This is a genomic window from Pantoea sp. X-Soil-ISGK-285 (genome assembly GCF_059730815.1).
The window spans coordinates 3,433,552-3,444,938 of the sequence record NZ_AP035938.1; the positions used below are offsets into that span (position 1 = coordinate 3,433,552).

Annotated in this window: 9 protein-coding genes; 3 read left to right on the forward strand and 6 right to left on the reverse strand. The window is 57.9% G+C overall.

The annotated features are described in order from the left end of the window. Positions 1-181 precede the first annotated feature (181 nt). From AC6I8B_RS16195 to AC6I8B_RS16205, 3 genes are read right to left on the reverse strand one after another with little or no spacing between them, the layout of a single operon-like run. Positions 182-1,285: a M20 peptidase aminoacylase family protein gene (locus AC6I8B_RS16195; protein ID WP_425048229.1), complete on the reverse strand. Its 1,104-nt coding sequence runs from the start codon at positions 1,283-1,285 to the stop codon at positions 182-184. Between the two features lie 4 nt (positions 1,286-1,289). Continuing rightward, positions 1,290-1,763, reverse strand: a complete 474-nt coding sequence (locus AC6I8B_RS16200) for a YjiG family protein (protein WP_010248980.1) — start codon at positions 1,761-1,763, stop codon at positions 1,290-1,292. Further along, complete coding sequence (locus tag AC6I8B_RS16205) at positions 1,753-2,421, reverse strand: nucleoside recognition domain-containing protein (protein ID WP_033772583.1); 669 nt, start codon at positions 2,419-2,421, stop codon at positions 1,753-1,755. Before AC6I8B_RS16205 ends, AC6I8B_RS16200 begins: the two co-directional genes overlap by 11 nt. 489 nt (positions 2,422-2,910) lie before the next feature. Between AC6I8B_RS16205 and ftnA the strand changes: the two genes are divergently transcribed. Next, on the forward strand, positions 2,911-3,417 hold the full coding sequence (ftnA, locus tag AC6I8B_RS16210; protein ID WP_069025374.1) for a non-heme ferritin: 507 nt from the start codon (positions 2,911-2,913) through the stop codon (positions 3,415-3,417). Positions 3,418-3,477: 60 nt separating this feature from the next. Here ftnA and AC6I8B_RS16215 read toward each other — a convergent pair whose 3' ends face one another. Continuing rightward, on the reverse strand, positions 3,478-5,841 hold the full coding sequence (locus AC6I8B_RS16215; RefSeq protein WP_497817522.1) for a glycoside hydrolase family 31 protein: 2,364 nt from the start codon (positions 5,839-5,841) through the stop codon (positions 3,478-3,480). A gap of 10 nt (positions 5,842-5,851) precedes the next feature. Further along, positions 5,852-7,162 (reverse strand): MFS transporter, encoded by a 1,311-nt coding sequence (locus AC6I8B_RS16220; protein WP_010248988.1) that lies wholly within the window; start codon positions 7,160-7,162, stop codon positions 5,852-5,854. Here AC6I8B_RS16220 and AC6I8B_RS16225 point away from each other — a divergent pair. After that, positions 7,134-7,388: a hypothetical protein gene (locus tag AC6I8B_RS16225; protein WP_157353686.1), complete on the forward strand. Its 255-nt coding sequence runs from the start codon at positions 7,134-7,136 to the stop codon at positions 7,386-7,388. The genes AC6I8B_RS16220 and AC6I8B_RS16225 overlap by 29 nt on opposite strands. Continuing rightward, positions 7,385-8,449 (forward strand): LacI family DNA-binding transcriptional regulator, encoded by a 1,065-nt coding sequence (locus tag AC6I8B_RS16230; RefSeq protein ID WP_010248992.1) that lies wholly within the window; start codon positions 7,385-7,387, stop codon positions 8,447-8,449. The genes AC6I8B_RS16225 and AC6I8B_RS16230 overlap by 4 nt, the downstream gene beginning before the upstream one ends. 41 nt (positions 8,450-8,490) lie before the next feature. On the opposite strand, the gene AC6I8B_RS16235 is transcribed toward AC6I8B_RS16230, so the two are convergent. Then, positions 8,491-11,340, reverse strand: coding sequence for a sensor domain-containing protein (locus AC6I8B_RS16235; protein WP_033772588.1), 2,850 nt, complete (start codon positions 11,338-11,340; stop codon positions 8,491-8,493). Positions 11,341-11,387 lie beyond the last annotated feature (47 nt).

The window sequence follows — 11,387 nt, forward strand, 5'->3', positions numbered from 1 at the left end:
GGGTCAGCGCGAAGTTACATTGGCGTGAATTCCGGTTACCTGGTCAGCTTTAAGGCGGCATAGCATACAATATTTTGCGCGCGCGGCCTACAGGGAGAGGGGCAGGATTTCAGGGGCGGGGAATCGGGGAACGCTGGATGCCACAACAAAGCGGGACGGGTCTGCGCCCGTCCCGCCGCCATTATCCCAGCACCTTTCTGACGCAGGCTTTGAAGATCTGCACACCAATCTCCAGCGAGTCGAGATCAAAATGCATGTCAGGATGATGCAATCCTGGCGTCAGGTTGGTGCCCAGCCCCCAGAAGCCCGCTTTTACACCCGGACGCTTCACCGGATAGTAGAAAAAGTCCTCGCTGCCTGGCGTGGTCCGGGTTGACAGCGTGCCCTCTTCGCCCAGCACCTCGACGATCGCGGCGCGGATCACCGCCGTCGCCTCATCATCAATCTCGGCGGCGGGCATCTCTTTTAATACGCGGACCTCGGCGCTGGCACCCAGTGCCGCCACGCTGTGAGTAATGGCGCGCGTGACCTGCTCTTTCAGCAGCGTCATCGGCCCGTTCTCCTGCGAACGCAGATCCCAGACTACGCGGGCTTCATCCGGCACTGAGTTGGTGACACCGGCGTCGCACAGGAAGCGGGTCGCTTTGACGCTCCAGGTCAGGCCGGGCGAGAGATGGATGGCGTTGACCGCCTGAACCGCCTGTACGGCAGCATCCAGCGCATTCACCCCAAGGTGCGGACGCGCCGCATGGGCGGGCTGGCCTTTGATGGTCGCTTCCAGCGTGCTGCAGGCTGAGTAGAGCACCGCAGGCACCGCCTGGCCGACCACGCACTCCTCCAGCGGACGCAGATGGAACCCCAGAATCATCTCCACATCATCCAGTGCGCCACCTTCGATCATTGAGAGCGCACCGGCGCCCAGCTCCTCGGCGGGCTGGAACAGGATCTTCAGCCGGCCACGTTTCACCGCGCCCTCCTGCAGCAGAGCCGTCGCCGCCGTCAGCACGACCGAAGAGTGACCGTCGTGACCGCAGGTGTGGCGCGCACACGGCACGCCATCAATGATGTGCCCCAGCGCATCCATGTCCGCGCGCAGTGCCAGCACCGGACCCGGCACACCGCTGTCGATCTCGGCCACAATGCCCGTGGTGTTATTGATATTGCGCGTCACCTTCAGGCCCGCTTTCTCCAGCTGATCGGCGATGTAGGCCGAGGTTTTCACCTCCTGAAAACCCAGCTCCGGAATTTCGTGTAAATAGTGGTAATGCTCTAATACCTCAGACACAGCGTTACTCCTGAATAAACAGACGCATAACAGACATTGCGATCAGCGCGTTGATGATGCTCACCAGCATCAGCAGCGGCCAGTATTTTTTTGGCACATCGGCCACGCCCAGCAGCCGTCCCATATATTGCAGCTGCGATCCCATCAGGAAAATCGCCGGGGCCAGAATCGTGATATCCGCGCCGGTCAGCAGCCCTTTGGTCAGCAGACTCACCGCTACGCCGGTACCCGCCGACGATGAGAGCCAGGCGGTGAGCAGCACCGTAATTGCCTCGCCCGGCAGGCCGAACAGCCCCATCACTGGCGCAAAAACGTGCCCGAGAAACTGCATGATGCCGAGCAGATTGAGCACTTCTGCCAGCACATAGGCCATCACCACATTTGGCATCAGGTTGTGAATGGCAATGTGAAAGCCTTTACGCGCGCCGGTCACAAACACATCAAAGGGATTACTGCTGGTCGTGATTTTATTTTCCATCGGCGAAATCCTTCTTATAAACACTGTTTAACACAGCGCGCGTTATCGCCGCACCGACAAATTTCAGCACGAACATTAATAACAGCGGAATAATAATCGGCAGCGTCATTGAGGCGAATAGCGCGGAGCCGATGGCGAAGTAATTATTGATTAAGCCGGCACCGGAATATTGCCAGGCACTCATCACCACCACCTCTTTTTTACCGATCTGTTTCTGGTCGGCCATCTCTTTGGTTAATGCCGCGCCCGCGTCGGTACTTTGCAGGTCGGTGATTAACGCCAGACCGCAATGGCCCGGCAGCCCCATCAGCGGCTTAAGCAGCGGCGTCAGCAACCGATGCGCCGCGCGAATCGCGCCGTAGTGGGTGAAGATTTCCAGCACGCCCAGCGCCAGCATCACCGTGGGCGTCAGCGACAGCGCAAACAGGAAACCCGCTTTGGCACTGAGTCCGCCTGCGCCAAGAAAGGTGTTGCTGGCGGGATCTTTCATGGTGCCAAAGCTGCCGCCCAGCGTGGTGAAGTCAAAGGCGCCCAGCCATGAAAGACCCTCGACGTTATAAAACAGCCCTGAGAAAAACAGGATGGCAAAAATTAACGCGACATAACTGCCTTTGGTCGCCGTCATTTTTACCGGACTAATAACACTTTCATCTGACATTATTTTCTCCTGATAACCTGGCTTGCCGCCTCTTCCCTGCCGTGGCAAGTTTCAATATATGGAACTGAGTTCTAAGCATGATTTATGCCAGAGCCGATTGGCGCGCGATGATTAATGGCCCTGCTGTCACCTCTGGGCGTTTAATCCACGCCATGCCTGTTATGGCTCTGCGAAATATCTTTTTCTGACGGCAACGTGATATTTCCGGCGCGTCATCAGATGACCGCTATTTCTCCAGCTTCAGCGGCGATTGCACCAGCAGGATAGCGACCGGGCGCACTATCATGGTGCTGAAATTCTGATTTTGTTGCCCGATAAGGAGTGATGCAGAATGAGAATCGCTCGTATTCAATTTGTGAAATAATTCTATTTAAATCAATCAGATAAATTAGCTGTTTTTGCGGAAAAGCCTTCGCTTTACTAACATATTTGATGCATAATTCACCGACTATACCTGTTTATTTAACATCTTCTTAAAAGGACTCGGCCATGCTGACTGCTGAAATGACTGGGCGTTTAAACGACCAGCTGAACCTGGAATTTTTCTCTGCCAATCTTTATCTGCAAATGAGCGCCTGGTGCAGCGACAAAGGCTTTGAGGGTGCCGCTTCCTTCCTGAAGATGCATTCACGCGAAGAGATGCAGCATATGCAGCGTCTGTTTGATTACCTGAGCGATACCGGCGGCATGCCGGTGCTGGGTACCATCGCTGCGCCGCCAGTCTCTTTCACCTCGCTGAATGAAATTCTGCAGCAGGCGCTGGAGCATGAGCAGCTCATCACCAGCAAAATCAATGAACTGGCCCATGCCGCCATGACCACACAGGATTACTCTACCTTCAACTTCCTGCAGTGGTATGTTGCCGAGCAGCATGAAGAAGAGAAGCTGTTCAAAACCGTGCTGGATAAACTGGCGCTGGTCAGCAACAGCGGCAACGGTCTGTTCCTGGTCGATAAAGATCTGGGCCGGATGAGCACCGAGAACCACGCAGAATAATGTTTATCGGCCCCTTTTCGGGGCCGATCTTATTGCCGTCTTGCTGACACCACTGCACCGCTATTCCAGCCGGTAACTCGCGGCTTTCACGCCATTCACCCACAGTTCACGGCTTTCACCCGCAGGCAGTAGCAGCGCGATCTCCCGCCAGGCTGGCTGGTAATCTCCACGTTTTTCCACCGTCAGATTGATACGCGTAGCGCTGCTGCAGAGCGTCCAGCGAAGCCATAGCGCATTACCCTGCTGCCAGCCGTGGCTCTCGCCATCGTCATCAAACATTTCGCCTTGTGTCTGCACGCCTTCGGGGGCAGGCCATAGCTGCCATTGCCGCACCGTGTCGCGCCGCGCATCGGTGGTGCTTTCGCACTCGCCCAGCGGGATCACCGCACCGGCCCGCACAAGCAGCGGCAGCCGATCCAGCGGCGCATCCAGCGTGATAGTCTCACCGCCCGCAAATGCCTTGCCGCTGTGCCAGTCATACCAGCCGCCGCCGTAGCGGGGCAGATAGACTTCACGACTGCGCGCCCCCTGCTCTACTACGCTGGCGACCAGCAGATCGCGCCCCAGCATAAAGTCATCACACTCCTGATAGGTCAGCGGATCCTGCTCATGATCGAGAAAGGTCGGTCGCAGCATCGGCTCATCTTCCACGCTGGCCTGCCACGCCAGGTTATAGAGGTAGGGCATCAGGCGATAGCGCAGCCGGATCGCCTCGCGGATCATCGGTGTGACCTCCGGGTACATCCAGGGCTCGTTTACCGTGTGATCGTCATTCCAGGAGTGAATAGTAAAGCGCGGGTGCATCACGCCGTTCTGAACCCAGCGCACAAACAGCTCGGCATCCGGCTTATCGCCCGAGAAGCCGCCGACATCGTGCCCGACGTTAAACAGCCCGGAGAGGCTCATCCCCAGTCCCATGCGGATGTTGTAGCGCAGGGTTTGCCAGCTGGTGCGGTTATCGCCGCTCCAGGTCTGTACATAGCGCTGCATCCCGGCGCAGCCGGAACGTGAGATCAGATAAGGGCGTTTGTCCGGTGCAAACTGCTGCTGGGCTTCCATTGAGGCGCGCATCATCAGCAACGGCATTACCGGCCGGATATACTTGATGGCGATCGGCTGACCAAAACCGTGACAGCGCGCTTCGCCATCCCACACCTCATATTCGTTGTTGTCATTCCAGGTGGAATCGATGCCCTTTTCCAGCAGCTGCCGGGTGACATTCTCCTGCCACCAGCGCACCGCTTGGGGATGAGTGAAGTCGAGGTGCGAGCCTTCATCGTCCCAGAACACCGACCGCTCTGGACGATCCTGCTCAGAGTCACGAATAAACAGCCCCTGCGCGGCCACTTCCTGATAGCGCGGATGATCCTGCAGCAGGCAGGGCTTGATGTTGGCTGCCAGCTTCATTCCGGCAGTATGAAACGCGTCGCTCAGCGCATTGGGATTCGGGACTTTGTCGTAGTTCCAGTTGAAGACGTAGCGCTTGTTGTTAATCGAGGTGTAACCCGAAGAGAGCTGGAACGAGTCGCAGGGAATTTCATGCTCGCGACACAGACGGATAAAGGATTGCAGCTGCTGTTGTGCGTCGGGCGCGTCGGTGTAGTGCATGGTGGACCCGCTGTAGCCCAGGCTCCACTTCGGCTGAAACAGGGTGCGACCGGTCAGACGCACAAAGGCTTTGGTGACGTCGAGCAGCGTCGGGCCCAGCATCATGTAGTAATCGAGATCGCCCGCCTCGGCGCGGTAGCGACGATAAGGGAGATGGTAGTTATCCAGCTCATTCCCCAGATCGAGCCAGCTGCTGCTCAGGTTGTCATAGAACAGGCCAAAACTGACGCCATCGCGCTGCGTCAGGGTAAACGGAATATGTTTATAGAGCGGATCGGTGCTGGCGGCGTTGTAGCCCATGGCGTCCAGATTTCGCATCTCAAAACGGCGGTTAACGCGGTTCAGGTCGCCACTCTTCTCGCCCAGGCCATAAACCCGATCCTGCGGCTGGCGACGCTGATAGTGCTCGACTCCATCACCGTGCGCATTGAGCAGATAGGCACCGGTGTGACGGTCGGCGACCAGCGGCTGCCAGCTCTCACCATCAAACTGCTCCCAGCTCAGGCAGAGCGGCTGATGCACCGTGACACGCAGCCGTTGCGTGCTGATGCGCAACTGCTGCGCATCGTGTTCAACCTTAAATGCCGGCAGCGTAAAGCCATCCAGCGCCTCACGATCCCGCCCCTGCCAGGGCACGTCGCTGACAGGGGCAATGCTCCAGGTGCGGTTCAGCGCCAGCTCACCGTCGCGCTTCAGCAGCACGCGCATCAGCTTATCCTCCAGCACGTAAAGCCGCAGGAAGTGACGATCTTCGACCTTGAGTTCAACAAAGTGATCGGCCTGCTGATGCAGCGTCCAGTTCTTCAGGGTTTTCATCGCGATATCCTTATGGGTTAGCAGGGCGCTGGCGGCGTTCGGCGACCAGCATCACCAGGAAAACGGCACCAATCAGGTCAAAGAAGCCCATCGCCACAAACAGCGGATTGAAGCCGATGGTATCGGCGGTGACACCGATAATCAGCGAGAAGATAAAGCTGGCGATCCAGGCGCAGGAGCCGCGCATGCCGTTGACCGTGGCCATCTGGCGGCGATCAAAACGCTCCACCACCAGCGCGCTCAGCATGCAGGAGATCACCTGATGGCCGAAGCCACCGACGGAGATCAGGGCGATCGCCAGCCAGGGATCTTTTACCAGCGTCATCAGCGCCAGTGAGACCATCAGCAGTGCGCCGGTCACCGAACTGGCAACAATCGAATTGACGCGGGTGAGACCAAACCAGCGCACATAGATTTTGGTCAGATAGCCGCTGGCAACGCTGCCGAGGTCGGCGGCCAGAAACGGCAGCCAGGCAAACATCACGATCTGCTTGAGATCCATGCCGCGCTCATTGGCCAGATAGAGCGGCACCCAGAAGCTCAGTACCGCCCAGGCCGGTTCGGCCAGAAAAGCCGGGATGGCGATGCCGTAGAATTTCTTCTCTTTACCAATCACTTTCAGCGCGGTGAAGAACGGCAGTTTTTCCCCGATCGCTTCGTTGTCCTGATTAATAAAGGCCCGCTCTTCATCAGAGAGACGAGGATGGCTCTCGGGCGAGTGATATCCCCACCACCAGAGTGCAACCCACAGCAGGCCCAGCCCGCCTGTCAGCAGAAAGGCGCCCTGCCAGCCAAACGTTATGTGCGCGACATAAATAATCGGCGGTGCCAGCATGGCACCAATCGAAAAGCCGACGCCCGCCCAGCCCGCCGCGACCGGACGCTCCTTTTTCGGAAACCAGTCACCGATCGCTTTGGCGTTCGCGGGCGTTGCCGCCGCCTCAGAGGCGCCCATGACAAAGCGCAGCAATGCCAGATGCAGCCAGCTTCCCGCGCCGGCGTGCAGCAGACAGGTCACCGACCAGATCAGCGCACAGATCAGGAAGCCCATCTTCAGTCCGATCACATCGATCAGCCAGCCGCAGATTGGCTGAAACAGGGTATAGGCCAGCTGAAACGCCGCCACCACCCAGGAGTACTGTTCGGTCGTCATGTGCAGACTGTTTTTAAGTTCCGGTGCCAGAATGCCGAGCGAGTTGCGGGTGATGTAGTTGACGGTTACACCCAGCAGGAACATTCCCAGCATCCACCAGCGTAAATTTTTAATCACGCGCACCGTGCGGGATGCACTGATGGGTTTGGTTGTTGATTCGAGGCTCATTGTGCCACTCCTGATTGCCATTGATGACGCACACCGCCTGCTGGCGTACCGCGTGTCCTGTAACGAACTTAGAAAAGTGCGAAACGTGGGTACAGACACTTTTTTGCAACGCTTTTCATGGCAGGCTGAATCCCGGCAGAAAATGGCACTGAAATGCTTATCTGACGCGATTCAGCAGGTTATGAAAAATTTTTCATCAGCAGATTTGAAGGCGATCACAGAATGAAACAAAGGCTGAAAGTAAGCGAGATTGCGGCACTCAGCGGCGTCTCCATCAGTACGGTGTCGCGGGTGCTGGCGGGTAAAGCGAATACCCGGCCCGCCACCCGAGACAAAGTGCTGGCCGTGGCGCAGCAACAGGGCGTGCTTAACAATCTGCACAGTGGTCGCCTGCTGCTGAATAACCTGATGGTTTTTGCCCCGCCGCGCGCCTTTGATGTACGCAGTGACATCTTCTACTACAAAGTGATTCAGGGGATCAGCCAGGCGGTGGAGCCGCATGAGGTGCGGCTGCGCTACTGCCCGCTGGAGGAGGTGGAAAGTGATGCGGCGCTGTTTATCGATAAGATGCAGCAGACCGAAGCGGCACTGCTGATCGGCATTGATGATGAGCATATTCATCAGCTGGCGGCGGAGATGAACAAACCCTGCGTGCTGATTAACGCCCGCGATCGCCGAATGCGCCTGCCTTCGGTCTCGCCCCATCATCAGCTGATCGGTGAATTCTCAGCGCGCTATCTGTTTGAGCAGGGACACCGGCAGATCCTGTCGCTGCATTGCTTACGCCGCTACACCATGGAGCAGCGATTGCAGGGGGTGCGCGACGCCTGGCATGCCATGAACCTGCGGTTTGACAGCCGCCAGCATCTGCTGACCCTGAACAGCTTCAGCAGCAATGAAGCGGCGGAACGGCTGAGTGAATATCTGCGCCACTGCCCTGATGCGCTGCGCCCGACCGCGATTCTCGCCAGCGGTGATTACATTGCGGCGGGCGCCGTCACTGCGCTGGAGCAGGCCGGTCTGCGGGTGCCGCAGGATATTTCGGTGATGAGTATGGATGGCTTTAACCTGGCCGCTATCCACGATATTCCGCTGACCTCGGTGCAGGTGCCGCGTGATGAGCTGGGCGCAGCGGCAGTGAGAATGTTGCAGGAGATGCGACTGAATCCCGGCACGCCCACCGGCAGCCTGCTGCTGAATGGCAGGCTGGTGGTGCGCGAGTCGGTGCGGCGCATTCGCGATAATCTCAGCCATGCGCCGGTCCAGCAGCATGGCCTCTATGATTAACACGGTATGGATTAACACGGTATGGATTAACCCGGCGCGGGTTAACCCAGCGTTTTCAGCCGCAGTTCCGACGGCTGAGGCCGTCCGAACAGGAAGCCCTGGAACAGGGTACAGCCCTCATCGCGCAGCTTAGCGAACTGCTCATCGCTCTCCACCCCTTCGGCGGTAATCTGGATATCCAGACTGCGACTCATGCCGGTGATGGCGCGGATAATCGCCAGCGCCTCGCGGCTGTCACCCATATCATTGATAAAGGATTTGTCGATTTTGATTTTGTCGAACGGGAAAGATCGCAGATAGCTCAGCGACGAATAGCCGGTGCCGAAATCATCCAGCGCAATCTGCACGCCCAGCGCCTTGAGATTTTGCAGGGTACGGATATTACCCAGCGAATCATCCAGCAGCACTGATTCGGTGATCTCAACCTCCAGCCGCGCCGGATCGAGACCCGACTCTTTCAGCGCGCCTTCGACCACCGGCACCAGCGAGCTGTTTTTAAACTGCAGCGGTGAGAGGTTGACCGAGACCGACTGCTCCCCTTCCCAGCTCGCCGCTTCGCGACAGGCTTCGTAGAGTGCAAACGCCCCCAGCATATGAATCAGGCCGGTCTCTTCAGCGATCGGGATGAAGTCGTTGGGCATGATCAGCCCGCGAACCGGATGATGCCAGCGCATCAGCGCCTCATAGCCAATGATGGTACGGTTATCACCGTTGGTGATGGGCTGATAGTAGAGCCGCAGATGCCCGCCGCTAATCGCATCGCGCAGATCGTTTTCTATCAGGCGTCGACTGCGCGCCACATCGTCCATCTCCAGCGTGAAATGCTCATAGCGGTTGCGGCCGTTGCGTTTGGCTTCATACAGCGCCATGTCCGCACAGCGCAGCAGCTGCTCCGGCGTATTGGTGATGGTGGTGCTGAGCGCAATCCCCACGCTGAGCCCGACCGACAGATTATGGCCTTCAACGTTGACGGGCGGGCGAATCGCCTCAATCAGGCGCTGCGCCACAATGCTCGCCTCTTCATTACTGGCCACCGAAGGCAGCACGATGGCGAACTCATCGCCTCCGATACGCGCCAGAGTATCCTGGTCACGCAGCGCGTTACGCAGACGCTTAGCCACACTGCGCAGCAACTCGTCGCCAATCTGGTGGCCCAGCGCATCGTTCACATTTTTAAAGTTATCGAGATCAAGGCAGAGCGCGGCGGTCTGGCGCTGTATCTGACCGGCAGTGCGCAAGGCTTCACTCAGACGCTGGCGGAACAGAATGCGGTTCGGCAGGCTGGTGAGATTGTCGTGGTGCGCCATATGGTGAATACGGGCATCAGCAGCGCGCTGGTCAGTGACATCTTCCACCAGCAGCATCAGGTAGTTACGTCGCGCATCCTGACCGTTAATCGCGGTGGCGCGGGTATGCAGAATGCGTTCGCCGCTGGCGGTCATCAGCAACTGCTCACGTTCATGCATGCCCTCACTGCGCAGCGCAACATCCGCCAGATTATTAAAGTAATCGCTGAGTTCGGGCGACATACATTCATGCGGGCGCTTGTTGACGATCAGCGATTTCGACAGGCCAAACAGCTGCTGAGTGCGGTCGTTAACCAGCAGGATCTCGCGGGTGATCGCATCTTCCACAATCACGCAGGAGGGAATGTTGGCGATGATGTTATCCAGGAATTTAGAGAGCGCGGTTTTCTGGGTGCTCTGGGCTTCAGCCAGATCCCGGGCGCGCAGCACCTGCTGCTCCTGCTCACGGCGTTCCGTGCGGTCGCGGGTGATCTTAGCGAAGCCGACCAGCTTGCCGTCATCATCGTGGATTGCGTCGATGACCACATGCGCCCAGAAGGCGCTGCCATCTTTGCGGTAGCGCCAGCCCTCATCTTCAAAACGGCCGGTCTTAAGCGCGATACCGAGATTCGCTTCCGGGATGCGGTTCAGCCGCTCCTGGGAACTGTAAAACAGCGAGAAGTGCTGACCCACCACTTCATCCGCTTTGTACCCTTTGGCACGCTGCGCACCGGCATTCCAGTTCACCACCACGCCATCGACATCGAGCATATAGATGGCGTAATCGGTGACCCCTTCTACCAGCAGACGGAAACGCTGCTCCTGCTCCCGTTGCTGGCTGCGGACGCGCTGCTGTTCGGTGCAGTCGCGGGTGATTTTAGCGTAGCCCAGCAGCTTGCCCTGATCGTCGCGGATCGTGTCGATCACCACATGCGCCCAGAAGGCGCTGCCATCTTTGCGGTAGCGCCAGCCCTCATCTTCAAAGCGGCCGGTGCGATAAGCAGTTTGCAGGTTCTGCTCCGGGACACGGTTCAGGCGATCCTGGGCGCTGTAGAAGCGGGAAAAATGCTGGCCGACAATCTCTTCCGCCACATAGCCTTTGGCGCGCTGTGCCCCGGCATTCCAGTTCACCACGTTGCCGTCATGATCGAGCATATAGATAGCGTAATCGGTAACGCCCTCCACCAGCAGGCGGAAGCGCATCTCCTGCTCCCGCTCTTTGCGCTGCTGCTCCTGCTGCTGAGTGCAGTCGCGGGTAATACAGGCGTATCCCACCAGCAGACCGGCGTCATTGCGTATCGGGTCGATCGTCTCGTGTGCCCAGAAAGCACTGCCATCTTTGCGATAGCGCCAGCCTTCGCTTTCATGGTGTCCGGCAGTCGCAGCCATATCCAGCCCACGCTGCGGCAGGCCCCGGCGGCGATCTTCTTCGCTATACAAAAGAGCGAAGCTGCAGCCAATCATCTCGTCTGGCGTATAGCCTATCGTGCGCTGAGCACCCTGATTCCAGCTGCCGATGATACCGTCAGGTTTTAGCATAGTGATGGCGTAATCATTCACGCTTTGTACCAGCATGCGATAGATGACCTCAGAGTTATTATCCATTGTGATTAGCCTGCTGCTCTGTAGCCGGATGACGGCTTAGGAATGTT

Bases quoted from the DNA above. Each gene is read 5' to 3' on its own strand.
- AC6I8B_RS16200 (WP_010248980.1), bottom strand. From the start codon at position 1,763: ATGGAAAATAAAATCACGACCAGCAGTAATCCCTTTGATGTGTTTGTG.
- AC6I8B_RS16205 (WP_033772583.1), bottom strand. From the start codon at position 2,421: ATGTCAGATGAAAGTGTTATTAGTCCGGTAAAAATGACGGCGACCAAA.
- ftnA (WP_069025374.1), top strand. From the start codon at position 2,911: ATGCTGACTGCTGAAATGACTGGGCGTTTAAACGACCAGCTGAACCTG.
- AC6I8B_RS16215 (WP_497817522.1), bottom strand. From the start codon at position 5,841: ATGAAAACCCTGAAGAACTGGACGCTGCATCAGCAGGCCGATCACTTT.
- AC6I8B_RS16225 (WP_157353686.1), top strand. From the start codon at position 7,134: ATGGGTTTGGTTGTTGATTCGAGGCTCATTGTGCCACTCCTGATTGCC.
- AC6I8B_RS16220 (WP_010248988.1), bottom strand. From the start codon at position 7,162: ATGAGCCTCGAATCAACAACCAAACCCATCAGTGCATCCCGCACGGTG.
- AC6I8B_RS16230 (WP_010248992.1), top strand. From the start codon at position 7,385: ATGAAACAAAGGCTGAAAGTAAGCGAGATTGCGGCACTCAGCGGCGTC.
- AC6I8B_RS16235 (WP_033772588.1), bottom strand. From the start codon at position 11,340: ATGGATAATAACTCTGAGGTCATCTATCGCATGCTGGTACAAAGCGTG.